Annotated in this window: 25 protein-coding genes, 1 tRNA gene and 2 pseudogenes; 13 read left to right on the forward strand and 15 right to left on the reverse strand. The window is 49.3% G+C overall.

What is annotated here, in order from left to right:
• Window positions 1–72 precede the first annotated feature (72 nt).
• A tRNA-Lys gene (locus WIH05_RS00980) sits at window positions 73–145 on the forward strand.
• 92 nt (window positions 146–237) lie between these two features.
• On the opposite strand, the gene WIH05_RS00985 is transcribed toward WIH05_RS00980, so the two are convergent.
• A complete protein-coding gene (locus WIH05_RS00985) occupies window positions 238–1,137 on the reverse strand; it encodes a LysR family transcriptional regulator (protein ID WP_337424849.1) in 900 nt (299 codons plus the stop codon).
• Window positions 1,138–1,451: 314 nt separating this feature from the next.
• Between WIH05_RS00985 and WIH05_RS00990 the strand changes: the two genes are divergently transcribed.
• From WIH05_RS00990 to WIH05_RS01000, 3 genes are all read left to right on the forward strand, one after another.
• A complete protein-coding gene (locus WIH05_RS00990) occupies window positions 1,452–2,747 on the forward strand; it encodes an SLC13 family permease (RefSeq protein ID WP_022272320.1) in 1,296 nt (431 codons plus the stop codon).
• Between the two features lie 27 nt (window positions 2,748–2,774).
• Complete coding sequence (locus WIH05_RS00995) at window positions 2,775–4,790, forward strand: hypothetical protein (protein ID WP_022272321.1); 2,016 nt, start codon at window positions 2,775–2,777, stop codon at window positions 4,788–4,790.
• Between the two features lie 99 nt (window positions 4,791–4,889).
• Window positions 4,890–6,263, forward strand: a complete 1,374-nt coding sequence (locus tag WIH05_RS01000) for an MATE family efflux transporter (protein WP_337424850.1) — start codon at window positions 4,890–4,892, stop codon at window positions 6,261–6,263.
• 51 nt (window positions 6,264–6,314) lie between these two features.
• Here WIH05_RS01000 and WIH05_RS01005 read toward each other — a convergent pair whose 3' ends face one another.
• Window positions 6,315–6,998, reverse strand: coding sequence for a TIGR00266 family protein (locus WIH05_RS01005; RefSeq protein ID WP_022272936.1), 684 nt, complete (start codon window positions 6,996–6,998; stop codon window positions 6,315–6,317).
• A gap of 220 nt (window positions 6,999–7,218) precedes the next feature.
• On the opposite strand from WIH05_RS01005, the gene WIH05_RS01010 reads away from it, so the two are divergent.
• The 7 genes from WIH05_RS01010 to rsmI all read left to right on the forward strand — a co-directional run bounded on the left by WIH05_RS01010 (window position 7,219) and on the right by rsmI (window position 14,137).
• The gene (locus WIH05_RS01010; RefSeq protein WP_337424851.1) at window positions 7,219–8,301 is read left to right on the forward strand and encodes a hypothetical protein; all 1,083 of its coding nucleotides are present in this window, start codon (window positions 7,219–7,221) and stop codon (window positions 8,299–8,301) included.
• On the forward strand, window positions 8,279–9,841 hold the full coding sequence (locus WIH05_RS01015) for a decarboxylase (protein WP_337424852.1): 1,563 nt from the start codon (window positions 8,279–8,281) through the stop codon (window positions 9,839–9,841). The genes WIH05_RS01010 and WIH05_RS01015 overlap by 23 nt, the downstream gene beginning before the upstream one ends.
• An 86-nt stretch (window positions 9,842–9,927) precedes the next feature.
• Complete coding sequence (locus WIH05_RS01020) at window positions 9,928–10,512, forward strand: guanylate kinase (protein ID WP_022272939.1); 585 nt, start codon at window positions 9,928–9,930, stop codon at window positions 10,510–10,512.
• A 51-nt stretch (window positions 10,513–10,563) separates the two neighbouring features.
• On the forward strand, window positions 10,564–11,571 hold the full coding sequence (gene holB / locus WIH05_RS01025) for a DNA polymerase III subunit delta' (protein WP_022272940.1): 1,008 nt from the start codon (window positions 10,564–10,566) through the stop codon (window positions 11,569–11,571).
• Between the two features lie 10 nt (window positions 11,572–11,581).
• On the forward strand, window positions 11,582–12,493 hold the full coding sequence (locus WIH05_RS01030; protein WP_337424853.1) for a stage 0 sporulation family protein: 912 nt from the start codon (window positions 11,582–11,584) through the stop codon (window positions 12,491–12,493).
• Window positions 12,483–13,220 (forward strand): tRNA1(Val) (adenine(37)-N6)-methyltransferase, encoded by a 738-nt coding sequence (locus WIH05_RS01035; RefSeq protein ID WP_262427756.1) that lies wholly within the window; start codon window positions 12,483–12,485, stop codon window positions 13,218–13,220. Before WIH05_RS01030 ends, WIH05_RS01035 begins: the two co-directional genes overlap by 11 nt.
• A 68-nt stretch (window positions 13,221–13,288) precedes the next feature.
• The gene (rsmI, locus tag WIH05_RS01040; protein WP_337424854.1) at window positions 13,289–14,137 is read left to right on the forward strand and encodes a 16S rRNA (cytidine(1402)-2'-O)-methyltransferase; all 849 of its coding nucleotides are present in this window, start codon (window positions 13,289–13,291) and stop codon (window positions 14,135–14,137) included.
• Here the strand turns inward: rsmI and WIH05_RS01045 are convergent.
• The 12 genes from WIH05_RS01045 to WIH05_RS01100 form a co-directional block, all read right to left on the reverse strand.
• Complete coding sequence (locus WIH05_RS01045; RefSeq protein WP_022272944.1) at window positions 14,132–14,893, reverse strand: DUF3307 domain-containing protein; 762 nt, start codon at window positions 14,891–14,893, stop codon at window positions 14,132–14,134. The genes rsmI and WIH05_RS01045 overlap by 6 nt on opposite strands.
• Window positions 14,894–14,895: 2 nt before the next feature.
• Window positions 14,896–15,777 carry a SatD family protein gene (locus WIH05_RS01050; RefSeq protein WP_022272945.1) on the reverse strand — a complete coding sequence of 294 codons (882 nt, stop codon included), beginning with the start codon at window positions 15,775–15,777 and terminating at the stop codon, window positions 14,896–14,898.
• A gap of 115 nt (window positions 15,778–15,892) precedes the next feature.
• A complete protein-coding gene (locus WIH05_RS01055; protein WP_337424855.1) occupies window positions 15,893–16,996 on the reverse strand; it encodes an aldo/keto reductase in 1,104 nt (367 codons plus the stop codon).
• Between the two features lie 74 nt (window positions 16,997–17,070).
• Window positions 17,071–17,622 carry a hypothetical protein gene (locus WIH05_RS01060; RefSeq protein WP_337424856.1) on the reverse strand — a complete coding sequence of 184 codons (552 nt, stop codon included), beginning with the start codon at window positions 17,620–17,622 and terminating at the stop codon, window positions 17,071–17,073.
• Window positions 17,623–17,668: 46 nt separating this feature from the next.
• A complete protein-coding gene (locus WIH05_RS01065) occupies window positions 17,669–18,856 on the reverse strand; it encodes a M20 family metallopeptidase (protein ID WP_337424857.1) in 1,188 nt (395 codons plus the stop codon).
• Window positions 18,853–20,526 (reverse strand): PucR family transcriptional regulator, encoded by a 1,674-nt coding sequence (locus WIH05_RS01070; protein ID WP_022272949.1) that lies wholly within the window; start codon window positions 20,524–20,526, stop codon window positions 18,853–18,855. The genes WIH05_RS01065 and WIH05_RS01070 overlap by 4 nt, the downstream gene beginning before the upstream one ends.
• A 181-nt stretch (window positions 20,527–20,707) precedes the next feature.
• Complete coding sequence (locus WIH05_RS01075; RefSeq protein ID WP_022272950.1) at window positions 20,708–21,403, reverse strand: hypothetical protein; 696 nt, start codon at window positions 21,401–21,403, stop codon at window positions 20,708–20,710.
• A gap of 14 nt (window positions 21,404–21,417) precedes the next feature.
• The gene (locus WIH05_RS01080; RefSeq protein WP_022272951.1) at window positions 21,418–22,113 is read right to left on the reverse strand and encodes a DUF5058 family protein; all 696 of its coding nucleotides are present in this window, start codon (window positions 22,111–22,113) and stop codon (window positions 21,418–21,420) included.
• 167 nt (window positions 22,114–22,280) lie between these two features.
• Window positions 22,281–22,826 carry an ECF transporter S component gene (locus WIH05_RS01085; RefSeq protein WP_022272952.1) on the reverse strand — a complete coding sequence of 182 codons (546 nt, stop codon included), beginning with the start codon at window positions 22,824–22,826 and terminating at the stop codon, window positions 22,281–22,283.
• A gap of 34 nt (window positions 22,827–22,860) precedes the next feature.
• A complete protein-coding gene (locus tag WIH05_RS01090; protein ID WP_337424858.1) occupies window positions 22,861–23,619 on the reverse strand; it encodes an amidohydrolase family protein in 759 nt (252 codons plus the stop codon).
• Window positions 23,620–23,847: 228 nt separating this feature from the next.
• Window positions 23,848–24,135 (reverse strand): hypothetical protein, encoded by a 288-nt coding sequence (locus tag WIH05_RS01095; RefSeq protein ID WP_337424859.1) that lies wholly within the window; start codon window positions 24,133–24,135, stop codon window positions 23,848–23,850.
• Between the two features lie 81 nt (window positions 24,136–24,216).
• Window positions 24,217–24,654 (reverse strand): PLD nuclease N-terminal domain-containing protein, encoded by a 438-nt coding sequence (locus WIH05_RS01100; protein ID WP_337424861.1) that lies wholly within the window; start codon window positions 24,652–24,654, stop codon window positions 24,217–24,219.
• Between WIH05_RS01100 and WIH05_RS01105 the strand changes: the two are divergent.
• A pseudogene (locus WIH05_RS01105) lies at window positions 24,569–24,763 on the forward strand (transposase); the annotation flags it as partial. The gene WIH05_RS01100 and the pseudogene WIH05_RS01105 sit on opposite strands and share 86 nt — an antisense overlap.
• Before the next feature lie 76 nt (window positions 24,764–24,839).
• Here the strand turns inward: WIH05_RS01105 and WIH05_RS01110 are convergent.
• A complete protein-coding gene (locus tag WIH05_RS01110) occupies window positions 24,840–25,466 on the reverse strand; it encodes a hypothetical protein (protein ID WP_337424860.1) in 627 nt (208 codons plus the stop codon).
• 189 nt (window positions 25,467–25,655) lie between these two features.
• On the opposite strand from WIH05_RS01110, the pseudogene WIH05_RS01115 reads away from it, so the two are divergent.
• Window positions 25,656–25,904: pseudogene (locus WIH05_RS01115) on the forward strand (transposase); the annotation flags it as partial.
• Window positions 25,905–26,040: the final 136 nt, after the last annotated feature.

The following is a 26,040-nucleotide window of genomic DNA, read 5'->3' on the forward strand; positions in this document are numbered from 1 at the left end:
GAGCAGAGGACTGAAAATCCTCGTGTCGCTGGTTCGATTCCGGCTCTGGGCATTACAACTAAATAGTTGTATGGGATATTAGCTCAGTCGGTAGAGCACTTGACTTTTAATCAAGTTGTCCGGGGTTCGAATCCCCGATGTCTCATGAATATTGGAAAACCTTAGCGAATAGGTTTTCCTTTTTTTACAGCCGGACTCATAAGAAAGTCCGGCTGTTTTTGTAAAAATAAGTTGAATTTATCCTAAAAGTTTAATGGATTGAAAGATCATTCCAGAAAGTTCTCTTAAAAGTTCCACATGGGGATGACTCCTTATGTATGCGCAGCGCCCGCTCCGTTTAGAGGATATACCAGGCATGGAGCACAGAATGCAGTTTCTGGGTATCTGTTTATTGACGGAAATAAAAGAGTATCCCAGCCCGTACTGGATCAATTCTCTTAATATGATCATATTATTGGCGGTTATCACTCTGCCGAATTGGATATTGTATTTAGACAGCATTTCCATAAATGTGATATCTGCTCCTGTGGAGCGGCCGGGAATGATCACATCTCTGCCATTCAGCATATCGGCAGTAATGGGAAGCGGATGCTGAAAGGTGAGAGATGGATCGGCGTCCTGCGGAAGAAAGCCCCATTCTGTGGGAACAACGATTCCCATGGATTCCACCGTCATTTCAAGATACTCAATATCCATATTATTTGTAACATCGATTACTCCAAAAGCCAGATCAATGGCTCCGCTTTTCAGTTTCTTATAAAAATCAATCTCATCAGGAAAGGTGATACAGAAGTCCACGTTGCTGTGTAGATCACAGAACTGTTTTAATGCATAGGGGAGGAATTTTTCGCCACGAGTATGGCCCGAGCCGATGGTGAGGGTTATTTTTTTATCTTCAATACTTTTTAATTGTGACCGGAGTGAGCGCTCTTCTTCTATCATCATTTTCTTTTTTTCAACATAAAGCTGCCCGGCCTCTGTCAGCCGGATCGGTGTTGTTGACCGGTCAAAAAATTTTACGCCGTATTCGTCTTCAAGCTGATTGATATATTTTGTAAGGGTGGGCTGCGTTATATAGAGACGCTTTGCTGCTTTCGTAATGCTTTTTTCTTCAATGACTGCCAGGATGTATTCCAATCGGTTCATAGAATCCTCCAGTTTAATTTATTATCTTTATTATATTTTCTGTTTAAAACCATGTCAATGAATAAAGTCATAGATAATATTTCATACGGCATAAATAAAATGCTGGGATAAAGTATATGTAAATAATAATTTACAATAAATTTAAATTTAAACAGACAGATTATAGATTATATTACATATTTCATAGAAAATAAGCTATTTGCCTTTTATAAAAAATTTACTTATAGTTGGTGTATAAAAGAAATCCGGATTTCCAAAATGTAGAAACGTATACTGTTTTATGAACCGGAAGGGGGATTAAGAAAGTGACACCGCTGATCATAATAAATCTTTTGATATGGTTATTGCTGCTTGTATTGATGGGTACGAATAAATTCCCACTGGGTGCCGTATCACTGTCCATTATGCTGCTGCTTGTTCTTACCGGCTGTATCACATCACCGGAGGCGCTGGCAAAATTCAGTGATAATAATGTGATTATCATGGGTACGATGATGATCACGGCCAATGCGTTTGGAAAGACCAGAGCCGTGAAATCCATTGCAAAGCTGCTGACAAAGGCAGGAAAAGGAAGATGGGAAAATGCCATCCGGATGTTTATGGTCATTAACTTTGTTCTGGGTTTTTTCCTTTCAGGAGCCATTGGACGTATTGCCATTGTTTACCCGCTGGCAGTTGCAGTCTGTGAGGAAAATGATATCAGTCCTTCAAAGGTCATGTTCCCGCTTATATGCTGTATGCTGGCAGATCAGACGGGAATCCCGCTGGGATCTGGAGCCGTAACATATAACAAGTATAACGGGTATCTGGCTGCCGCTGGATATAGCTTTGGAGATCAGTTCCGTATGATCGACCCGTTCCTGTGCAAAGCTCCGTTGGCAATTGTGATGCTTCTTTATTTCATGTTCATTGGTCTGAAAATCTCACCGGATCATCCGTCTACGGCGATTACAGGAGTAAACCTTAAGGCGAGAAAAGAAGATGTTCTGACCTCGAGACAGGAAACCATAATCTATGTTACATTTATTCTCCAGTGTATAGGTCTGGTGACCGCAAGTAAAACAGGTATTCCCCAGTGGATCTTTACAATGGGAGGAGCACTCGTAGTCGTTATGACAAAGGCAATCCCTGTAAAGCAGGCGACAGATTCCATCCCGTTTTCCATTATATTTATGTATATTGGAGCGCTGGCAATGGGAACCGCATTATTAAATACCGGAGCTGGGGCACTTATTGGTAAGATGGTTGCAGGTATCTTAGGACAACATCCATCAACCATCGTTCTTTATCTGGTATTCTGGCTTGTGACCATGTTCCTGACGCAGTTTATGAACAATGGCGCTACCTCGAATCTTTTTATTCCAGTGGCGATCCTGTGTGCGGAAACCATTGGATGCAGTGCTCTTGGGCTTATAATGTGTATCCAGATGTCCTCTCTGGTCGCCTGGTTTACACCTATGGCAACGGCTGTAATGCCTATTGCCATGGGAGCCGGCGGATACAGTGCAAAGGATCTGTTTAAGCAAGGTGTTCTTCCGGGGCTTTTAAGCACGGTGGCAGGCGTCTGTTGGGTGGCCTATTTATTCCCTGCATGGCCATAAAATCAAATTTTAAGAGGAGGACAGACTATGGATAAAAAAAATATGCTCGTTCAGTGGAACGGAGAGGACGGTTACTGCTGGAAAGCAGAGTTAGGGATCGTTGATAAGGCCCCGTGTGTTCTGGAACTGGGATATGAAGCCCATGGTTTTTATAACGTTCTGGCCAGGAATCTGGTTCCACAGTTTAAGGTGATCACCTCTGAACGTACGAAAAATAATCCCCAGAGGTCCAAAGGACTTGCCCCTGGAGAAGTTCTGGGATATCAGTGGGACACCTATTCCGATGATCCCATGAGCCGCAGGGATAAGGTAAAAGAGGCGGTGGATCAGTGGGATACATCCCATATCTCCCAGGAAAAGGATGGAAACCGTATATCTGTATATTTTGATGGACTGACCCTGGGACAGTTTCAGGGGGGCTGCCGCTTTAATTTCTTTGAGGGCAGCAACCTGATCCGGATCGAGGCTGTTGCAGCAACAGAGGAGGATGGAGTTGCCTATCTGTATCATGGAGGCCTCAATGGATTCCAAATCGATAAGCTGTATTATATCTCTCCAAATCGTCATGAAATATATGAGAATCCGGGACTTCGCACAAACAGCGGACCGGACAGGGACCGGCAGAGAGTAGATGCCAGAGGAAGAGTGCTGACGGTACAGCAGCCCAATGGGGCAGTCGCCGTGTTCCCTTCCCCGCACCGGTTTATGTGGGGGAGCCAGACAGAAAACATTGTTGGCTATAATTACTACATAAGAAACGATGATACTGGAAAACTGGCGGTCGGAATCCGTCATAATAAAGAAGCAGAAAACTACAATGTGCGCTGGCCATGTTATAATGCAAAGCCAGGAACCGTACAGAACATGGCATTTTTTATCCTTCCAAGCGCCAGTTCGGTATGGGTAACGCGGGCTATGGCAATGAAATACACGAATTTTGATCATTTACGCCAGCTGCCGGGATACAAGCGTCTGCTTTCTCACATGCATGTGGCGACCCATGCTGCCTGGATCAGGGATCAGAGAGCAGAGCGTCCATGGGAGAAGCTGATAAAGGAAGAGGGAGGAGATATCTTCTGTCTGGCCGATTTCTGGGCAGAGGGAAGAAAGGATGATAATAAAGAGGGAAGAAAATCAGATCTGGAACGGTACCATGCCATGGGCCATTACTGCAGCACACCGGATTTCCTCGTTGTCACCTCGGAAGAAATCGCGATCATGGGAAAGGATCTGTCAAAGCAGCTGATCCCTTATCATTTTATGATTCTTCCGTCCAAACCGCTCCTTTATTCCAGATGGCGCGATGATGATCAGGAATTTGCAGAGATCCTTCCGGACGGCCGGACGTATTACCATCTTAAATCCGCAGACGATGTGATGGAAATGTGCCGTCGTGAAAACTGCTTTGTCCAGATGCCGCATCCAGACACTAAGGCCAATGACGGACTTCCGTATGATGTGAAGGATGAAAAGTGGTTTAAGGATGAAAGATGGTTCGGCATTGGCTGCAGGCAGCTTCCGGCAGATAATTCCTGCAAGACAATGATCGATGGACGGACTGCCCGTGTATGGAATGATATCAATAACTGGGCAGACAGACCTAAATATATTATGAGCGAGCTGGATACATATTCCAAGGTAGAGGAGCGGGAGGAAAACTGGGATCCATACGCACAGGTAAACTGTACCTATGTGGAGTTGGAAAAGATACCGGCTTATGGAAACTGGGAAGAGGTGATCAACGCGCTGCGTGAAGGAAGGCATTTCTATTCAACTGGAGAGGTGCTGATCGAAAAGAGTGAGATTACAGACGGATGTGCAGAGGCCACCTTCAGCTGGACTTTCCCACTGATCGATGCAGAAATTGTATATTCGGACGGAGAAAACGTTACAACTAAAACAATTAATATGTCGGATACGAAGCCATACGGGAAAAAGACAGTTACATTCAGTTTTCCCAAAGGCATGAAGTGGGCGCGCATACTTGCGACAGACATTGCAGGCGATTCTGCATTTGGAATGCCGGTATTCTTAAGAAAATAATGATCGGATCATCCGGGGCCTGTCTGGAATATTTTCCAATACAGGCCCCATATCTGCGAAAAAAATATATAATGAAAAAGGAGAAAGGGATGATGAAAAGTGAAAGTTTCGATCATTAAAGAACCAGAATTTTATAAATCTGTGATCCGGATCATGCTGCCGGTGGCTCTGCAGCAGGCCATCAATATGGGCGTTAATATGATGGATACCATGATGCTGGGCTCCTTTGGGGAGATCCAGCTGTCGGCATCCAGCCTTGCAAATCAGTATTATAATTTTTTTACGATTCTGTGCATGGGGATCATCGGGGGCTCCAGCGTCCTGGCGGCCCAGTACTGGGGAGCAGGAGAAAAAGAGAAGGTAAGGGAAACGTTCAATATGGCGCTTCGGCTTTCTGCGGGTGTGGCGGTGCTGTTTATGATCCTGACCTGGATCTTTCCAGGACCGATCATGTCCATATATACATCGGAAGAGGAGGTCATCGTCCAGGGAATCCGCTATCTGAAGATAACGGCATTTATTTTTGTCATTCATGGGACCAGTCTTGTGGCGGCCCAGCTGATGCGTTCCGTGGAACAGGCTCATCTGGGGCTTATTGTGTCCATCATATCCTTTGTGGTCAATATCGGAGCCAATTATATTTTCATTTTTGGAAAATTTGGAATGCCCAGAATGGAGATTGCCGGAGCGGCGCTGGGAACGCTCATTGCCAGAGGAGCGGAGTTTATTACCACCTTTTTTTATATCCTTGTGAAGGATAAAAGCCTGGGCCTGAGGATCTGTCATCTGATAAAATCACCGTCAGCCGCTTTTTACCGGAGCTATTTCCGGCTGGGAGCCCCGGTTCTGGTCAGTGATTCTCTTTTGGGTCTCGGCGGAAATATTGTTTCTGTGGTCCTGGGGCATATGGGAGCAGCAGTGGTTGCCAGCAATGCCATCTGTCAGGTGGTGGACCGGCTCTGCACTGTGGTCATTCAGGGCGTTTCCAATGCGTCGGGCATCATCACCGGACAGACCCTGGGAACGGGAAACAGGAAAAAGGCCATGGAGCAGGGAGAAACGTTTTATTTCTTCAGTATCGTATTTGGTCTCTTAAGCTCTCTCCTGGTGTTCCTGTTCGGTCCGCTGACTGTATCTGTTTATACATTAAACCAGGAGACCGTTGTTCTTGTCCATCAGATGATGAACGCGTATGTGGTGATCGTGTTCTTCCAGGCGATCCAGTCAGTGATGACCAAGGGAGTGCTCCGGGGCGGAGGCGATACGAAATTCCTTATGAAGGCAGATATCCTGTTCATGTGGCTGGTTTCCATTCCTCTGGGAGCCGTAGGCGGTCTGGTCCTCCATTGGCCTGCCTGGCTGGTGATGCTGTGCCTCCGGGCAGATTATGTGATTAAATCTGTATGGTGTGTCTCCAGACTTCTCAGCGGGAAATGGATCCATATGGCAGATGGGATCAGTGAAAAGGTATAAAAGAGAAAGAAACGGCTCCTGCAGCAGCAGGAGCCATTTTTTGTAAGGTCATCAATTATTCGTGGGAACAAACTGCGCCACCCGTCCGGCGAATTCTGCCAGGTTCTGGGTCTGGAGAAGAACGCGTCCAGGGCCGGTGAGCTTTGTGAGGAACAGGCCTTCTCCGCCGAAAAAGATATTTCCAAGGCCCTTTACGGTTTCGATCTCGTAGCGGACACTGCGGTCAAAGGCCACCACATTGCCTGTATCGACCTTCAGGATCTCGCCGGGAGCCAGCTGCTTTTCCACCAGATCACCGTCCACCTCAAGGAACGCAATACCCTGGCCGCTGATATCCTGGAGGATAAAGCCTTCCCCGCCAAAGAAGCCGGAGGAGATTTTTTTCGTGAAGGAGATATTGACATTGACGGAATCCTGGGCGCACAGGAAGGCCCCCTTCTGGCAGATCAGGCCGCCGGTGGCGCTGACATCCAGAGGGTAGATCTGGCCAGCCACAGTGGAAGCAAAGGCAATGAGAGCGCCGGGCCTCTGGGCAGTATAGGTGGCCATGAACAGGGATTCTCCTGCAAACATGCGGCCGATTCCCTTCATAAGGCCGCCGCGGGTGTTGGTGGCCATGGCGATCCCGTCGCTCATCCATGTCATGCCTCCGGACTGGGTAAATACGCTCTCACCTTTCGAATCGAACATGATCTCCACAGCAGGCATTGTGTCACCTACAATACGATATTTCATATGGGTCCCTCCTTTAAGAATGATACATGAATGGCAGCCCATGATCCTCATGATGGCGTGCGGCAGAGGCGGGGCCATACTGTTTTTATCATTCTATCATACAGGCCGCAGGATGAACAGATGGAAACATTTCAAAAACGTTACGCTTTTATTAATTCTTCTGCGGGCACTTGTGTGGATTCCGGGCGGATGTTAGAATGAACGCAGGATGGTGATCAGAATGAGAAAATGGATCATAAATATGGGGATCCTGACAGGGATTTGGCTGACTCTGGCCGGCTGTGGGGCTCCCAAAGCCCAGGTAATCATGGAGGCGGAAACGGCAGCTGCGGATGGGACAGAGACCCAGGCTGGACAGGAGCTGCTGGGAGATCCAAAGGAGAGGGCAGAGGAAACGGTTTCTTTTCTGGAGCAGTTTGAGAGCAGCCTTTCCTTCCAGGATATGGACCGGGAAAGGGCAGCTGCTTACGGCGGTCCCCTGGAGGATTCTTACGCGTTTTACGGACGTGAAACAGAGGATGGGGCAGGCTATGTCCTGGGGATCAAAATACGGAAGGAGAGCCTTCTGGACGGGCTTACGGTGTATGGAGAGGACGATCATATGGAGGCAGTGATCCAGAATGACCAGGACGGTGGCTATGATACCGTTTATGAGCTGGATGGCATATCGGTATTTCTTTCGGGTTCATCCCAGAATGGGGTTTTAAATGAGGTCCTGTATCTGCAGCCGGAGGATCTGGAGACGCCGGAGGAGCTTTTAAATGCCTTTGACCTGGGATACTGCCATGGAGCCGCAGGTGCAGCCTATGTCCGGGATGTGCTGGAGCGGCAGGTCCGCTTTACGCCGCCGGATACTGAGGCATACCTGGCAGTGGAGGTGGAACGGGACGGAGAGCTTTGCACAGAATACGTTCCTCTGACACGGGAGGAGGAGCGGGAGATCCTGGATTCCAAAGAACCGGTCCCTTTGGAGGACGGAGACAGACTGGAGTTCTTTGTGAGCCAGGAAACGTATGAGGAACAGGATATAGACGGTGGCGCGGTCACGGCTCCGGCCCTGCGGATCGCAGAGGAACGATGCGGGTTCCGGCCTTCTTATATTGAGCCAGATATGGACATAGAAAAGAAAGAGGAAACCAGAGAAGAGGCAGAGAAAGAGAACGAAGGGGAAGCCGGAGAAGAAACCGGGGAAGAAAATGAAGAAGCCAGAGAGGAAGCCGGAGAAGAGAGCGAAGAAGCCAGAGAAGAAGCCGGAGAAAGGGCCAGGGAGGCCATGGAAAATGGAGAAGCCGATGGAGATTAGAAAAAATAGTTTATTGGAAAAATTAGAAAATTATGGAAAATCGGATTTTTATCCATTTCATATGCCAGGCCATAAAAGACAGGATTTTTTAAACGGTTTTCCGGATCCGTATTCCATCGACATTACAGAGATCGACGGTTTTGATAATCTGCATCATGCAGAAGGGATCTTAAAGGAGTCCATGGAGCGTGCGGCAGAGATCTATGGGGCGGACCAGACGTGTTATCTGGTAAATGGCAGCACCTGCGGGATCTTAAGCGCTGTCTGCGGCTCCACGGCCTGGGGCGGAAAGCTCCTTATGGCCAGAAACTGCCACAAGTCGGCGTATCACGGGCTGATCTTAAACCATCTGGAGCCTGTGTATGTGTATCCATCTTATCTGGAGGGGCCGGGGATCAGCGGAGGAGTCTGTCCTTCGGATGTGAGAAGGATCCTGGAGCAGGATAAAAAGCGGGAGATCCAGGCGGTTCTGGTGGTCTCTCCTACGTATGAAGGCGTCGTATCGGACATTGCGGGGATCGCGGCAGCGGCCCATGAGCATGGGATCCCGCTGATCGTGGACGAGGCCCACGGCGCGCACCTTCCCTTTGGCGGAAGGGAAAACGGCTTTCCGGAGCCAGCGCTGTCCATGGGGGCGGACGTGGTGATCCAGAGCCTCCATAAGACGCTCCCATGCTTTACCCAGACGGCGGTCCTCCATATGAAGGGGGATCTGGCGGACCGGGAAAGGATCTGCCGGTATCTGGGGATGTTCCAGAGCTCCAGCCCGTCGTATGTTTTCATGGCGGCTATGGAGCAGTGCATCCGGTTCATGGACGGGGACGGACGCCGGGAGATGGCGGCTTATGGAAAGCGGCTGGAGCGGTTTTTCCAGCAGGTAAAGGATCTTAGGAACTTAAAGGTACTGGACTGGGAGAAGATCGTGGAGGCAGATCATTCCAGAAAAGCCGGAGCAGCTCCCGGAACGGTTTCTGTGTACGGCTGGGATCCCTCAAAGATCGTTATTTCCTGTAAGAGAGTCTGGTTTAAGAACGTCTCTGGGGAAAGGCAGCGGTTAAGCGGAGAGGCTCTGGGAAACATCCTGCGGGAGCGGTATCATCTGGAAATGGAGATGTGTGCGCCGGAATATGTCATTGGAATGACGTCGGTAATGGATACGGAGGAAGGACTTCTGCGGCTGGAAAAGGCCCTCTGGGAGCTGGATCAGGAGTTGGACACAGAGCCGGAAAGCGTTTCCGGCAGAACGGGGGAAGGCCATGGAGACAGAGGGCTTTCTGAGCTTCCACAGCCGCCTCTGCGGCTTTCTCCGGCGGAGGCCATGGAAATGCCCGGGATCAGGAAAAGACTGTCAGAAAGCGCTGGCAGCGTGTCACGGGAATTTATTTATCTGTATCCTCCGGGGATCCCGGTCCTGGCTCCGGGAGAGGAGATCACAGAGGACGTTCTGGAGCGGGAAGCCTGGTATGAAGCTATGGGGCTGTCTGTCCAGGGCCTGGAGGATCCATCCCTTTCCACCATAATAACGGTTGCGGAAAAATAAGGGTTTATGTTACAATGTCAGTCAGTTGGGCCAATATTGCAGCATGGCTCCAGGATTGTACAGCAAAAGAGAACGGAGCGCAGAAAATGGGCAGGATCTTTTATATCATGGGCAAGAGCGCCACAGGTAAGGATACGGTATTTAAGGAGCTTTTAAAGCGGAGGCCGGAGCTTACGACGGTGGTTCCCTATACTACCCGTCCCATCCGGGAGGGAGAGACAGACGGGGTGGAGTATTTTTTTACTTCGTCAGAAAAACTGGAACAGTTTAAAAATTCCGGAAAGATCGTGGAGCTTAGGACGTATGAGACGGTCATGGGGCCGTGGAGCTATTTTACCATGGACGACGGCCAGTTTGATATCCATGGAGAAGGGGACTGTCTGATGATCGGGACCCTGGAATCCTATGAAAAGATGTGCCGGTACTACGGAAACGGGGCGCTGGTCCCGGTTTATATAGAGGTCCCCGACGGGATCCGGCTCCTTCGGGCCGTGAAACGGGAGGGAAAACAGAAAAATCCCAATTACAGGGAGGTCTGCCGCAGGTATCTGGCCGACGAGGATGATTTTTCTGAAGAGCTCCTTTCCAGGCTCCGGATCGGAAAACGGTTTTCCAACACAGACCTGGAGGCCTGTCTGGAAGAAATTTTAAAGGAAATGGAATCACACTGAAAAATGTGATATAATAGAAGGAAGTTTCGATAAAAGATTGGAGGGATGGTTATGCTGGAGGGTAAGGTTACAGGTTTTCAGGATATTCTTGGAAACGATATGGTCAAAGAGCATTTTAAAAAGGCCATCGAAAATCATAAAATATCTCACGCATATATTCTGACAGGCGAGGCTGGAATGGGGAGAAAATCCATCGCCAATGCATTTGCCATGACGCTCCTTTGTGAAAAAGGAGGCAATGAGCCTTGTATGGTATGCCATTCCTGCAAACAGGTCCTTGGGGGAAACCACCCGGATCTCATCTATGTGACCCACAGCAAGCCGGGGAGCATCGGCGTGGACGATATACGGGAACAGATCAACGATACCATCATGATCCGGCCGTACAGCAGCTATTATAAGATCTATATTGTGGACGAGGCGGAGAAGATGACGGTACAGGCCCAGAACGCCCTTTTAAAGACCATGGAGGAGCCGCCGTCTTATGCGGTCATCATCCTGATCACCACCAACCAGGAGGCGTTCCTTCCCACGATCCTCTCCAGGTGCGTCCAGCTGAAATTAAAGCCCTTAAAGGATTTTACAGTAAAAAGCTATCTGACGGAGCATCTGGATATTCCGGAAAAGGAGGCGGAGATCTGCGCGGCCTTTGCCCGTGGAAATCTGGGAAAGGCCATCCACCTGGCATCCTCCGACGAATTTAAGGAGTTGTTCCAGAAAGTCATGAATATCGTGAAAAATGTAAGATCCATGGATATTGCAGTGCTTCTGGACTGTATCCGCGAGATCAAGGAAATGAGCTTTGATATCGAAGAGGTGCTGGATCTGATGCAGCTCTGGTACAGGGACGTCCTTATGTTCAAGGTGACAAAGGATATGAACCTGCTGATATTTAAGGATGAATATAAAATGATCAATGAACTGGGGGAAAAGGCTGACTATGCGGGGCTGGAGCAGATCCTCAGCGCCATCGACACGGCGCGGGCGAGACTGGAGGCCAACGTCAACCTGGAGCTGGTGATGGAGCTTCTGTTCCTGACCATGAAGAACCCGTCGTAAGGAGATAAGAATGACAAAAGTAATCGGAGTCCGTTTCCGCAAAGCGGGAAAGGTATATTATTTCAGTCCGGGAAATGAGGAGATCAAAGCCGGACAGCACGTGATCGTGGAGACAGCCAGGGGCGTGGAATACGGCCACGTGGTCCTCGGAAGCCACGAGGTGGACGATAAAAAGGTGATCCAGCCCTTAAAGCCTGTGATCCGGATGGCTACGGCAGCCGACGAGGAGATCGAGAGAAGGAATAAGGAAAAGGAGAAGGAAGCCTTTAAGATCTGTCTGGAAAAGATCAAAAAGCATGAGCTGGATATGAAGCTCATCGATACGGAATACACCTTTGACAATAATAAGGTGCTGTTCTATTTCACAGCCGACGGAAGGATCGATTTCCGGGATCTGGTAAAGGACCTGGCATCCGTATTTAAGACCAGGATCGAGCTGCGTCAGATCGGTGTCCGGGACGAGACGAAGATCGTCGGCGGCATCGGGATCTGCGGAAGACCGCTGTGCTGCGCCTCCTACCTGTCTGAGTTTATCCCGGTGTCCATTAAGATGGCCAAGGAACAGAATCTGTCCTTAAATCCCACAAAGATCTCCGGCGTCTGCGGAAGGCTCATGTGCTGCTTAAAGTACGAGGAAGAGACGTATGAGGAGTTAAATGGGCGGCTTCCCAATATCGGGGATTATGTGACCACCGACGACGGCTTAAAGGGAGAGGTCCACAGCGTCAGCATCCTAAGGCAGCTGGTGAAGGTGGTGGTCACCGTCAACGGAGATGAAAAGGAGATCCGCGAATATAAGGTGGATCAGCTGAAATTCCGTCCCAAGAGGAAAAAGGAAAAAATGAGCATCAGCGACGCAGAATTAAAGCAGCTGGAGGCTCTGGAGAAAAAAGAAGGGAAATCGAAGCTGGATGATAACTGATCTGATGGAAAATGAGCGGCTGGATGATCTTCAGAGAAACGGGCTGAAGATCATCCAGAAGACCGACGGCTTCTGCTTCGGAATGGACGCGGTGCTGCTTTCCGGGTTTGCATCAGTAAAGCCCGGAGAACGGGCGCTGGATCTGGGTACCGGGACCGGGATCATCCCCCTTCTCCTTTCGGCAAAAACAAAAGGAGACCATTTCACTGGGCTGGAGATCCAGACAGAGATCATGAAAATGGCCCAGAGGAGCGTGGCCTTAAACGGCCTGGAAAAAAAGATCGACATCATACAGGGAGACATTAAGGAAGCCAGCCGGATCTTCGGAGCGGCTTCCTTTGATGTAGTGACCTCAAATCCCCCCTATATGAACGATGCCCATGGCCTTAAGAATCCAGGGGATGTGAAGGCCATTTCCCGCCATGAGGTGCTCTGCACCTTAGAGGACGTGGTCCGGGAGGGAACGAAGGCGTTAAAGCCCGGAGGCCGTTTCTACATGGTCCACAGGCCCCACCGTCTGGCAGAGATCATTACGGTGATGAGGCAGTATAAGCTGGAGCCCAAGCGGATGAAATTTGTCCATCCCTTTGCAGATAAGGACGCGAACATGGTCCTCATCGAGGCTGTCCGGGGCGGGGGAGCCTGGCTTAAGCTGGAACCGCCGGTGATCGTTTATAAGGAGCCGGGGGTCTATACGGACGAGATCTATGAGATATACGGATACTAGGAGCCGCGTCCGGGGGACATGGCGCCCCTGCCGGGGATGACAGAAACCGTCGGAAAGGAGATACAGACATGGCGGGAAAGCTATATTTATGTGCAACGCCCATTGGAAATCTGGATGATATCACCCTGCGGGTGTTAAATACATTAAAAGAGGTGGATCTGATCGCCGCAGAGGATACCCGCCACAGCATCAAGCTTTTAAATCATTTTGATATTAAAACGCCCATGACCAGCTATCATGAGTATAACAAGGTGGAGAAGGCCAGGTATCTTGTGGATAAGCTGAAGGAAGGGACCAACATTGCGTTGATAACTGATGCGGGAACGCCTGGGATCTCGGATCCCGGGGAGGAGCTGGTGAAGCAGTGCTATGAGGCCGGGATCGAGCTGACCTCCCTTCCGGGACCTGCCGCCTGTATCACGGCCCTGACCATCTCCGGCATGGCCACCAGGCGCTTTGCCTTTGAGGCCTTTCTGCCCCCGGATAAAAAGGAGAAGCAGAGGATCCTGGAGGAATTAAAGCAGGAGACCAGGACCATGATCCTCTATGAGGCCCCCCACCGGCTGGTCAGGACCCTGGAGGAGCTTATGGAGGCTCTGGGGGAGCGGAATATCACCATCTGCCGGGAGCTGACGAAAAAGTATGAGACGGCCTTCAGGACCACCTTTTCCGGGGCTCTGGCCCACTATGAGAACGAAGAGCCCAGAGGCGAGTGCGTCATTGTCGTAGAGGGGAAGAGCCTGGAGGAGATCGAAAAGGAAAAGGCAGCGGCCTGGGAGGACATGACGGTGGAGGAGCACATGGACCTGTACCTGGAACAGGGCCTGGACCGGAAGGACGCAATGAAGCAGGTGGCAAAGGACCGGGGGATCAGCAAAAGGGATGTATACCAGGTGCTGGTGGAGAGAAAGCTATAACATCAAGGGAGCAGATGGTTTCTGGTTTTCTATCAGGAACAGGGTCAGTGCAATTGCGATCGCCGCACTGGCCAGGGTCCCTACTAAAAATTTTTCCGTAAAATCCTGGTCTTCAAACTGTTTATACCTTGCCAGGCTCTTGGCGGCCAGCACAAATCCGATCGCCCCGGCTTCACCATATATGACCAGCATGGCAATGATCAGCCGTTCTAATTTTCCGATCATGCTTCCGGCGGAGGAATCATTGGATTTTGGTGAATCAGGATTTTTTTGAAGGGAAATAGATGCGGTAAGCATTTTTACAAATTGGGAAGCCGGGGTCAGAAGAAGGATTACCAGCAGCAGATAACGCATATTCTGAAGAAGCGGGACTTGTATACACAGGGACTTGAAAGTTTCTGTAAGATTTTCGGGGAGATGGAAAAAACAGGATCCAGCGAGAATCGATGCGGTATGAATAAGCTGGCTGGTACAGAATGCAGTCAGCTGACTGCGGGGAGATATGTGATTTCTGGTATAATAGTGGAATGTAAGAACGTCGGTTATAAAGTGAGACAGGATAATGAACATCCACGCGATGACTGCACTGGGAAATGAAACACATAGAATAAATATAAGTCCCAAAATAAGAGAATACATCCCAAAATGAGGGAGCAGGCATCTGAAACAGGGATGTTTTTTTACATCAGGGGAACCTGGCCATAGATGAAAGTCAGCAAGGAAATGTACGGATAAAATCAATAATAAAAGTGACAAAACTATACCTCCTTCATATTTGTATTCATTTCATATAACACGGTTAACGCCATGCTGCGTGCCCAATATATATTTCCGCTTTCTAATGAACGCGCAATGGTCTGTCTTTTTATAGAAAGGATTTTGGCTGCTTCAGTTGGGATCCCACGCTGCTTGCCGCCAGTGACAAAAAAGGCGTTCGGTTCTGTTTTTCTATAAATATCATTTCTGGCCCGGGCCGGTATCTGCCCGACTGAATCATCGGTTAAATTTATATGATCAAGAGGAAGTTCCCTGTCTGTTTTTGATATTTTATGATCAAAACAGCTTTTTTCAATTAATAACCGATTGAAAGCCAGAGAGTCATAGGGCCATTGAAAGTCATTTTTCAGGCAGAGCGGAAACAGAATTTCAGTGATGAGGAACAGCTGATTCTGGGTGATGCTCAGATTTTCAGTAACATTTGCAGCTCCTCCCATTAGTGTATTGAGCGTTCGATCATTTCTGGAGGCACTGTACATCAGTACAGGATATCCCAATGTAGGGTCTGTGCAGCGGATCGCATTTCGTGCATTATGATAAACTTCGCCATCCTGACTGGTTGTTCCCCGGCCTTTCATCTGCAGGTTCCAGTTTCCGATCCCTATTCCGGCCCGGATCCTAACTGGATACAGCCATATGGAAAAAAATCTGTAAAATAAATAAGCAGATTCTCCTGTAGAAAATAATCCCTGTATTTCGTCTCCGGCACTGAATTCTACTGTACGCAGTATATCGCCGGAAAACGCCTTATTTAAAAAATCCAGAACCTGGATCATATGAGTCTGGATCAAAAAACGGTCTGAATCCGTATAGGATCTGGAATTTCTTAGATCTATAATTAATGCTGCATATTCCTGGGACATCACAATCACCTCTTCATGAGTATAACATTTTAGAAGTATAAAAGCAACTGAATAAGGGTGCTATTTAAATATGCAGCTAAAATACGCTTCTAAAATATGAGGCAGGATCTATGATTTAAGAATGGCGGTCATCAAAAGCTTCCCTTACATCAGAAAGAAATTTTATGATGGGCAGCGTCTGAGGACAGCTGCCCTCACATTTTTTACAGCCGATGCAGTCTGCCGGGCCTCCTCCTGAAGCGGTCATGTTCTGGTAAACAGGAGCGATCTTCCAGCCGTCTCCGGGATTTTGCTTATATTCGTTATACAGCCTGAAATATTCCGGTATATGGATCTTTTTCGGGCATCCGCTGACACAGTAGCCGCACCCGGTACAGGGAACCGCGATGGAGTTCCTTAAAAGGCCGGCAGCTTCAAAAAGAACGCTCTGTTCGTATTCTGTCAGCGGCTGGCGGCACGCCAGATTATCCAGGAGCTGCTCCATGGTGTTCATTCCGCTGAGGACGATCTCCACCTCCGGAAGGCTTTCTGCAAACCGGATCGCATAGGAGGCCTGGCTGGCGTCCGGCGAAAGTTTTTCCAGGAGCCGTCCGGCCTTTTCGGGAAGAGCAGCCAGCGCTCCGCCCTTGACAGGCTCCATGACGATGACCTTTTTTCCATGCTTTACGGCAGTCTCATAGCAGCGTCTGGACTGGATGGAGCTGCTTTCCCAGTCCAGATAATTGATCTGGAGCTGTACATAATCCACCTCCGGATGGCGCGTAAGGATCTCATCCAGAAGATCGGCGGAATCATGGTAGGAAAATCCTGTCTTTATAGCTTTCCCAGTCTTTTTTAATTCTTCAAGAAATTCAAATTCCCTATATTTTTCAGCAATTTCATAATGTTTTCCATTGAGCCAGTGGAGCAGATATACGTCAAAGAAATCCACCTGGCAACGGTCCTGCTGTTCCTTAAAGTACCGGTAACAGTCTTCGTGGGAGGTCATTTTATAGCCAGGCAGCTTGTCGGCCAGAAGAAAGGAGCTCCGGGGATGGCGCTTTACCAGGGATTCCCGGATGGCCCATTCGCTTTTTCCAGCCAGATAGGTGTAGGCGGTGTCAAAATAGTTCTGCCCGTGGGCTAAAAATACGTCTGTCATCTGATCTAACAGGCTTAAGTCGATCTCTCCGGCCGGGGCTATCGGGAGGCGTAAGAAGCCAAAGCCAAGTTTGTTCATATGGGATCCCTCCATTTTTATATTTGAAAATAAGGGATCACCGCCGGTGATCCCTTAAAATCGTAAAAGGTGTACTATCTGGTCTTGATGGCCATCATCCAGTAATGATTATCGTTGAAATCAAAGGTGCCGATCTCCGTCATATGGGCCTTTTTTGTGTGGGCGGCGTAGCTGCGTCCGTTGATCTGGTTGATGAAGGTCACCATGACGGGATACTGGTCCTCGAACTGTTTCAGAGAGGCCTTGAAGATCCCTTCAAAAACGCCTGTGCCCCGGACGGAAACATCCACGCAGACGGGGCCGTACTGGTAGGTGTTCGTTTCGTCTAAGGCGGTTCCCTCAAACGGCATATCCGGCAGCACCTCGGTCATCCGCTTCATGATGGGGACCTGCATCCAGTAATCCCATCCCGCAGCCAGGGCAAAGGCCTTTACGGTCCCGTTTTCATCCTTTGCCAAGGTCACGCCCCTCCGGTTTACGATGAGATCCTCAAACTGCTGGTCCGAGAGCTTGGTGGTCACGAAGCCGCCGGGGATATCCTCCTGGGAAATGGTATCTTTATGATATCTTGCCAGCAGGGCTTTGATCGCCGGCAGATCGTTCATGGTTGCCAGAGTGTATTCCATCTGTCTGTTCCTCCGTTTTCTTATTTTATAGCCGGACGGATGCTTTTTAGTGGTTCTTTAACCACTCCATAGCCACATGGGCGTAAACAGCTGCTCCCACAGGAAGGGCGTCCTCATGGAACATGGCCTTTGGATGATGCTGGGGGTAGCAGTAGCCCTGTTCGGGCTGACCGGCGGCGATGCCAAGGAACACGGTGGGAACCTCGTTGGCTACATAGGAGAAGTCCTCAGAGCCCATGTTGCTCATGCGCTGGCCGATGTCGTTTAAGTCCACAAAGTGAACGCCCTCCAGTTCTCCAAGATATCCCTTTACTTCCCCGTAGAGCTCCTGGTTATGGAATAAGACAGGACAGCCGCTTCCATATTCCACATGGGCCTCGGCGTTGAAGGCGGCAGCCACAGTGCTTACGATGGCGTCCATACGGGTCTTTACCATTTCCCGGGTGGTATTTTTTAGTGTGCGGATGGTTCCGGACATCATGGCCTCCTGGGGGATCACGTTGGAGGTGTTTCCGCCGTGCATCTGGCCGATGGTAAGGACCATGTTGTCCGCCGGATCCATTTCCCGGGCGTTGATGGCCTGGAGAGCCAGATGGATGTGGGACATGACGTTTAAGGGATCCACGCCGTTGTTGGGCTGGGCTCCGTGACAGCCTTTGCCGGTGATCTTAATGGTAAACCAGTCCACGGCAGCCATTTTAGAGTCTGCGCCGGTCATGATCACAGTGCCTGCCGGCAGCGGAAGGTTTGTGAATACGTGGATGCCCAGGGCGGCGTTTACGTCCGGGTCCTTTAAGATCCCGTTTTCCACCATCATCTTCGCTCCGTCCATGGTTTCCTCGGCCGGCTGGAACATGAGCTTTACCTGGCCCTCCAGCTCATCCTCATGGGCCTTTAAGAGACGTGCTGCGCCCAGCATATTGGCGGTATGACAGTCATGGCCGCAGGCGTGCATGCATCCGTTTTCAGATTTAAATTCCAGGTCTGTCATTTCTGTTACAGGGAGGGCGTCCATATCACCGCGGATCAGGAAGCATTTTCCCGGCTTCTTTCCGGCAACAGCCACTACGCCGCTTCCCATTCTCTGGGGCTCATACCCCATTTCCCTTAATTTGTCCTCCACATAGGCCGCGGTCTTCGGAAGTTCCAGACCCAGCTCCGGGTTCTGGTGGAAGTGGCGGCGGTCCGCCGTTAAAGTGTCCTTCATGGCAAGTGCTTCGTTATACATGTTCATGATCCATTCCGCCTTTCTTTTAAATGAATGATTGAATCGGGGCCAGGCTGCAGATATTGCAGCAGCAGCCCCAGTTTTGTGCGTTCAACATAGTCGTCCCAGTGGACCGGGATCAGTTCATTGACCTTTTCGATCCGCCTCCGGACTGTATTGACATTGACAAAAAGCTTTTCGGCTGTCAGGCTGTAATTTAAATTGTTTTCAAGATAGGTTTTTAAAGTATAGAGGAGTTCCTGGTTCTTTTCTGAGTCGATGAGTTTCTGGAGCTTTTTTAAAAGAGGGCCCAGTTCGTCCTCAGGGATATTGATCCAGGTGAGGATCCCCAGTGCGTCGTAATCAAAGAGGGTCTTCCGGGAATCGGTAAGTCTTCCGATATTCAGGACCTTCCGGCATTTTTCAATATGAGGACGGAGATCATGGAGATCTCCCGAATCTCCCGTAAAGCTGAAAAACCAGGATACGTCGGGGAAAGTCCCCCGGAGGAGCTTCTGGAACTCCAGGATCAGTCCACGGATCTCTTCCTTATTTACGGGGGACAGCCGGACGGCGTTGAGGAGGATGACTCCTTCTGTGGATGACAGGAATGCCACGCGGCCGATCCGGTTCATCCGGCATCGTTTGAACGCCTCCAGCATGGAGGTCCTGTGGCTCCGGATATCCAGCTCATCCTGGTCGTGACGGAACAGGATACAGAGGTATGGCTGCTCCACGGAGAGCCCCAGCTGGTCCGCCTGGTAGATCAGCTGCCGGGCGTCAGCAGGAGTGCTTTCCATGGCCAGATGGATCAGATTTTCAAACCCGATATTGCTGGCATCCCGGGCCACCACCTGCTGGTCGAAGATTCCCTGGAGCATCAGATAGGCGATGCGCATGGAGTATTCGTCATAAAAATCCAGGAATTTCCTGGATTCCATCACACAGAAATACGCCTGTACCACTCCTGCGGACTCGATGGGGATGGTGACCCAGCTGATCCGGGGTTCATTGGCGGCCTCTCCCTTGAGGAGACGGTACCGTTTCATGTGGATACAGTCGCAGAGGGCGTGGCTGGTATGGGGAAGCTGGGGAGACCAGTAATCGGATTCGCGGATCCCATATTTTTCACTGGCCTTTTTGAAGTTGTCTGAGCTGTAATACCGCTTATCCATGGTCACATCATAGAGAAAAGCGGGAAATTCCATTTCGGTTTCCAGAGTTTTTAAGATTTTCTGGATGGCCTGTTCCTTGTAATTCTGGTTGTAGCAGCCGGGGCCCTGGCTGATGTCGATCCTGAGACTCTGGATCGCATGGTTTAATACGCCCACGTTTACCTGGTTGACCACGGTCATCCAGGACGGGGAGTAGGGCATGGTGATCAGGGGAATGCTGTTCCTGTCATAAATCTCGATCAGTTTCTCCGGGATCTTATCCAGATAGCTGCCCCTTTTTATCACCAGGGCTGCGTGGCTGGGAATAAAATTCTCACAGAATTTATCCAGGTAGCCTTCAAATTCAGCAAAAATATAACCGGACGTGAAAATAAGCTCTTTTCCAATACTCCAGCGATGGCCTTCCGGCACCTCCAGGAAGCTGACGCCCTGGATCTCGCGGTTTAATCCTTTATGGCCGGCAATGACGTGAAAATCCTTAAAAAAGTCCATACTGAGCAAATCGCCGACTGAAATTCCCATACTGCGGGACCTCCCTCTTCTGTCACCCGGATGGAAGCTGGTTCCAAACCGGTTCTTTCATGCAAAATATTGTCGTATTCAGTCTAGCATACCATAAAATAGACAAAAAATATAGGACATATTGTGCATTTTGCTGTTTTTTAACAGCGTGAGCAGAAAGAGGGAGGAAGAGAGACGGGATCTATTCCGTTTTTTTGCCTTCCATTTTTTTCATGGCCATGGCGATAAATATGGAACCAAATACGCATAACAGGGTTCCCAGATAGCTGCTGGCTCCCGGAAGGAAGTTGAATACTCCTTTGTTGATGGCAATATAAACGACACACCCGAATACCAGCATGATCGCGGCCAGCTTTTTCTGGTTCACGGCGAACTGTACGAAGAGAGCGCCGAAGAGGGCCGGAAGCAGGTAGTTTAAGGCTGCGGTAACAGAGGGCGGGAGCATGGCCAGAATAGAGCTTCCGGCAATGACGCCAACGGAAAGAATGATGATGTTGATGATAATGGAAACTCCCATTCCAATGGTGGAGATGATGGAGCCCTGTTCGGATCCCAGCTCCACACCGGCAGAAACCTGGGCAATACTGGCACAGGGAACGCGCATGTTGGAGATATTTCCGGAAAGGAACGCCATGTAGGTTCCCACAGGCCCCAGGACCGGATAATAGGAGATCGGCTCAATGACCCAGAGGAAGCCGAAGCTGGTGGTAACGGTAATGAAGCAGGTAGCCAACAGCGCAAGATCCGGCCAGAGGCCATGGCCAAAGCCAAGAACAAGGGCGGGAAGGAAAGAGGCGAAAACGCCGAGAATGCCGGTGATCTTTCCGATCCGGTGCATTTTTGGTAAGTAATCGTTGGTGAAATAATGTTTGTCCATAAAAATAAGCCCTCCTATACCAGTGCTGTGATGATCATGGCGACCAGGATCGCGATGGTCAGATTCCATTCTTTTAACCAGGAAATCTTAAATTTTCCGGAAACATAGAGCAGAATGGCCATAAATACGCCGCCCAGCACGCAGGAAAGGGCAGATTTATCCACTGCAACCAGCTTCTGGCTCACCATGCCGCCGAAGGCGCCGACCATGGCAGCTCCGGAGATCACGCCCACTAAAGCGGAGTTTCCGCCTGCCATTCTGTTCTGTACCTTTTCCATTTTGTCAGCGGTGAGGGTGGAAACGATGATCCAGCCGATGGAGCCTAGGATCATGGTCCAGACAGCCATTGTGAAGGCAAAGGTGGTCATTTCATCCACGCCCAGCTGGACACCGGCGGATGCAGTTCCAATTCCGGCTGCGATGGACTCGAACATAACGGAGCCGATGAAGGAAAGACGCATCCAGGCCATGGGGCCGCCCACTGATACCAGGAGCGAAAGCATTCCGCTCAGGATCACGACCGATGGGCCAAGAGAGGTGAGGGCGGAGCTTTTCATTGCCCGTTTCACCTGATCGTTGGTAAGGCCCACCTTCGGGGCGGCGTCCATGGCCTTTTTCGTGAAGATCACAGCCTGGAATACCACCAGAAGTACGGCGGTTCCGCAGGCCAGCCACATGGGAAGACTGTTTGCAAGCTGCATTGCATCCATAAGAGTACCTCCTTTAACGGATTCAGTAAAATTTTTTAAAAGAATGACACAATTTTACTATATAAGGATCCGTTCTACTATGGTACAGGATGAGTATTTTTGTAAAAATATTTCCGTTAGGAATAAAAATTATAAAAAAACTGGAAAAAAGTAATTTTTTTTACTTTTTAGAGAAATTTCACCCGCAGGCTCCGGATGGCCGGGGATCTGGACAGGACTGTGTAGGCCACGCCGCCCAGGACGATCCCGGCAGCCGTCTGAGCCACCAGGGTGAAGCATTCGGCCATGGCCACGCCTCCGCCGTAAAGAGGGATCTTTACTAAGGTATAGCCGATCACATGGAAGATGCCGCCGGTGACGGCACCGGCCAGCCAGGAATATTTAAAATGGGGCAGCAGCCGGTACATGATGAGTCCCATGATCAGCGCCCAGCCGCCCTTTAAGACAATGGTAGGCAGGACCCAGGCGGCGTATCCGGCGATGAAGTCGGAAAGCCCGGCTCCGATGGCTCCGGCCAGCATTCCCCTGCGGGTGCCGAACAGGCAGACCGTGAGGATGATCATACAGTCTCCCAGGTGGGTATAGCCAAAGGCTGTGGGGATCTTGAAAAAATACGTTCCGGTGAATACCAGGGCGGCCATGAGGCCGGTGATGGCCATATCCAGGGTGGGATCACAGGCACGGGCTGGTCCGGAGGAATGAGTTTTTTGCATAGCAGGCGCTCCTTTTCGTTTCTGTTCCGGGATTTTATTTCAGTCCCATGAATTTTGCAGCGTTATTGTAGAAAATATTTTCCAGGCCCTCGTCGTCTACTCCGCAGGCCATGACCTTCTGGATCTCCACAGTGGGATGGTGGAATGGGGAGTCGATGCCGAACATGACCCGCTCGTGGCCCACGGTCTCATAGGCGTTGGCGATCTGGCAGCTCATGGACGTGCCGGAGGTCTCCAGCCAGATATTTTCATATCTCCTGGCCATGGTGATGGCTGCGTCCACATAGACGCCGTGGGCATGGCCCATATGGATCATTACCATGGGAAGCTTCGGGTGGCGCTCCGCTAAGAGGCCGATCTGCCAGGGAAGGGAGAAGGGCGGGTGGCCGGAGTGGACGAACAGGGGCTTTCCGTATGCCTCGCAGATCTCTGCCACGGGATCCACACAGGGAGCGTCGGCGGTGTAGCCGTCAAAGAGGGGCTGGAGCTTGGCTCCGGCAAAATGCTCGTCCCGGATATAGTGTTCCAGGGCATCGTAAGCCTCCTTTCCTTCGGCGCAGTTGATCCACATTAAGGGGATGATCTTCTGGGGTTCTGCCCGGAAGGCTGCCGCGGTATCTTCGTTGGCGTGGGGGCCGCTGGCAACCAGGATGGTCTTTTCTATATTATAAGCTTCCATCTGCTGTAAGAGGCGTTCCGTATCGAAGTGGATGTTAAAGGGACTTCCGAAGGCGCCGATGTGGGTGTGGGCGTCGATCTTTTTGAAGCGTGCAAACGTAGTATCTGTGTTCATGACGGGTTCTCCTTTCCTGCTGGCTTTTCTGGCTTCCGGGATCATGGGTAAATTGTGGGGATCTGAGATCCCCTGGAAGCCGATTGACTTTATGGCATCATCATATAGAAAAATTGGCATTGTTTAAATAGCCAATTTTAGAATATTTGACCAGGCCAGATAGAGAGGGAATAAAGGAAAGTGAGCTGTGGGGCCCCGGAGAATGAAAAGCGGCATACTTTGATTCGGTCAGTCTCCCAGAATGCGGGTGGCTTGTTTTAATATTTTAAGAGTATCCTGCAGCTTCTGATTTTTTCGTCTTAGCTGGGCAATTTCTTTCTCTTTAGGAGTGAGATTTCCTTTGGAGGGTTCGACTTCGCCGGCTCTGAGTTTACGGTGGCGCTCTTTCCACCAGCCATAAAGGGTGTGATATGGAACACCTGGATATTCAGATTTCTGATGATTGTTCAGTTCGGGATATTTTTCCACATATCGGACAGTGTATTCTCTGAAATCAGAGATGTACTTTCTGGCCATTTGTAAATCCTCCTTTTAATCATTGCACCATAAATAAGGGGTGTTTACTATCCCCCGAAACGCCTATATTTTCAAGGCTGTTCAATATATAGTGCTATACAAAACCTCGAAATTACGGGGCAAGGCTTTCGCTTTTTCCTGCGTGTATCGCACATCTTTTGAAAAGCGCCATTTGGATACCTGAACGGTGGACAGCAGATACAGGAATCCGCCAAACAGGGGGACAGAGAGGATCAGGATGGACCATGCAGTTTTATAGGCTCCCTTGTCCTTCCGGGAAACAATGTAGAGCACGGCAGCGATGCTGATCAATGTCAGCAGATGGCTGAACCGCTGTGAAAACTGGCTGCCGTCCGTGACAATCCGGATCAGAAACCATACCTGCACGAGCAGCAAAAAAATCGTAAGCATCCGCCTGCGGAACAGTGAACGAAGCCAAGAGAAACATGGAATGAGATATACACCGTACCGGGGCTTAAAGCGGGTAAGTATGTGGGTGCGGCTTAAATTTGCTGCCATGAATCTAAAGAAACTGGCAATGTGGAGGTGGAAGAACAACCACACTTCATTGAAAATCCGTAAAAACAACATCATACAGAAAAAGAACCTCTATTTTGCTGTGGCTTAATAGGGGTTCTTTGACAGCTTAAGCTACTCAAACAATTTTATCTTAGTCTGTCTTTCTTTGCATTTCAAACTGACGATTACTGTGGGCCGCCATAAATTAGAAGGATACAATTTCCAATCGCAAAGATGATTAATGTTGCAAATTGAATAATTCCAAAGTGCATGAAGAATTGTTCTTTCTTTGTTCCTAATTGGGAAGACATCTTTGTAGCGAATCTGTGTGAAAAAAAGAAAATAGGAAGATTCGCAGCGACTGTTACAGGAACGATCCATGGCTGATTGCTCCCGAACAATCCTGTCGCATTGGGCCAATCATATACCCATGCATTTGTGCTTGTCGTAAGACCTTCCTGCGCAAAGTTTGTAAAAACCATGGATACAAACATTAGGATAAAAGCCAGCCAATTCGGAACATTCGGGAGTTTCTTAAATACCCAGATTGCTAACAGTAAGGTAATTCCATAAAAAGTACCGTACGCAAACGGAATCATCAGTGGCAACGGAACCGTTGGGAATAGGTTAATGAATTCATCCGAATACGTTAACGCAAAACACTTATCATAGAGTGCCTCGATAGGAAATGTTAACGTGATCGCCAGTAGGGTCCACAGCATGTGATGCCCGTTTTTTTCAAATTTCAAGATGAGGGCGATCATAACAAACCACAGTATGATTGATCCCCATTGAAACACGGAAACCGACATAAATATCATCCTCCTTGTTTTTGTGTTTTCTACAGTGTAATTTTATATGCTATCTGCTCATAAATACATAATCAAAATAATTCATATATCTAAAATTAGATATATTACAAAAAATGTGGTAGTATCCCAAAGTTTGTGTAAACCTTCAAACTGATGTAAGATAGACTTACCAGTTTGGAGGTTTATTTTATGGCAAGAAAAAAGGATACCCAACAAAAAGCAGCTCTTCGGGAAATGATGGGCAACTACCTGAAAGAGAACAATGTAAAGGTCAAGGATGGAACGGATGTCAATTCCATTATGCGGGATATGATGTCCATCATCCTGGAAGGTGCCCTGGATCAGGAAATGGATGAGGAACTGGGATATTCCAAGTATGATTATCGGAACAAGGAAATGGATAATTCCAGAAATGGTCATTCCCAGAAGACCATGCATGCTGTCAGGGCTGGCCGAGCCAGCCCTGATTGACATGTCTGGAAACTGCATTATAATACAAGAAAGGGCAGAAACTCAAAATGTTGTGGTCAAGCATTTTTGTAACACTTGTGGCTAAAAAATATCATGAATCAGT

The sequence above is a fragment of the Alitiscatomonas sp. genome (genome assembly GCF_037242085.1).
Classification (GTDB): Bacteria; Bacillota; Clostridia; order Lachnospirales; family Lachnospiraceae; genus Alitiscatomonas; species Alitiscatomonas aceti.

Bases quoted from the DNA above. Each gene is read 5' to 3' on its own strand.
- WIH05_RS01010 (WP_337424851.1), top strand. From the start codon at position 7,219: ATGAGAAAATGGATCATAAATATGGGGATCCTGACAGGGATTTGGCTG.
- WIH05_RS01085 (WP_022272952.1), bottom strand. From the start codon at position 22,826: ATGCAAAAAACTCATTCCTCCGGACCAGCCCGTGCCTGTGATCCCACC.
- WIH05_RS01060 (WP_337424856.1), bottom strand. From the start codon at position 17,622: ATGGAATACACTCTGGCAACCATGAACGATCTGCCGGCGATCAAAGCC.
- WIH05_RS01035 (WP_262427756.1), top strand. From the start codon at position 12,483: ATGATAACTGATCTGATGGAAAATGAGCGGCTGGATGATCTTCAGAGA.
- rsmI (WP_337424854.1), top strand. From the start codon at position 13,289: ATGGCGGGAAAGCTATATTTATGTGCAACGCCCATTGGAAATCTGGAT.
- holB (WP_022272940.1), top strand. From the start codon at position 10,564: ATGCTGGAGGGTAAGGTTACAGGTTTTCAGGATATTCTTGGAAACGAT.
- WIH05_RS01005 (WP_022272936.1), bottom strand. From the start codon at position 6,998: ATGAAATATCGTATTGTAGGTGACACAATGCCTGCTGTGGAGATCATG.
- WIH05_RS01070 (WP_022272949.1), bottom strand. From the start codon at position 20,526: ATGGGAATTTCAGTCGGCGATTTGCTCAGTATGGACTTTTTTAAGGAT.
- WIH05_RS01075 (WP_022272950.1), bottom strand. From the start codon at position 21,403: ATGGACAAACATTATTTCACCAACGATTACTTACCAAAAATGCACCGG.
- WIH05_RS00995 (WP_022272321.1), top strand. From the start codon at position 2,775: ATGGATAAAAAAAATATGCTCGTTCAGTGGAACGGAGAGGACGGTTAC.
- WIH05_RS01095 (WP_337424859.1), bottom strand. From the start codon at position 24,135: ATGGCCAGAAAGTACATCTCTGATTTCAGAGAATACACTGTCCGATAT.
- WIH05_RS01065 (WP_337424857.1), bottom strand. From the start codon at position 18,856: ATGAACATGTATAACGAAGCACTTGCCATGAAGGACACTTTAACGGCG.
- WIH05_RS01110 (WP_337424860.1), bottom strand. From the start codon at position 25,466: ATGTCGGTTTCCGTGTTTCAATGGGGATCAATCATACTGTGGTTTGTT.
- WIH05_RS01050 (WP_022272945.1), bottom strand. From the start codon at position 15,777: ATGTCCCAGGAATATGCAGCATTAATTATAGATCTAAGAAATTCCAGA.
- WIH05_RS01100 (WP_337424861.1), bottom strand. From the start codon at position 24,654: ATGGCAGCAAATTTAAGCCGCACCCACATACTTACCCGCTTTAAGCCC.
- WIH05_RS01015 (WP_337424852.1), top strand. From the start codon at position 8,279: ATGGAGAAGCCGATGGAGATTAGAAAAAATAGTTTATTGGAAAAATTA.
- WIH05_RS01030 (WP_337424853.1), top strand. From the start codon at position 11,582: ATGACAAAAGTAATCGGAGTCCGTTTCCGCAAAGCGGGAAAGGTATAT.
- WIH05_RS01090 (WP_337424858.1), bottom strand. From the start codon at position 23,619: ATGAACACAGATACTACGTTTGCACGCTTCAAAAAGATCGACGCCCAC.
- WIH05_RS01055 (WP_337424855.1), bottom strand. From the start codon at position 16,996: ATGAACAAACTTGGCTTTGGCTTCTTACGCCTCCCGATAGCCCCGGCC.
- WIH05_RS01080 (WP_022272951.1), bottom strand. From the start codon at position 22,113: ATGGATGCAATGCAGCTTGCAAACAGTCTTCCCATGTGGCTGGCCTGC.
- WIH05_RS01020 (WP_022272939.1), top strand. From the start codon at position 9,928: ATGGGCAGGATCTTTTATATCATGGGCAAGAGCGCCACAGGTAAGGAT.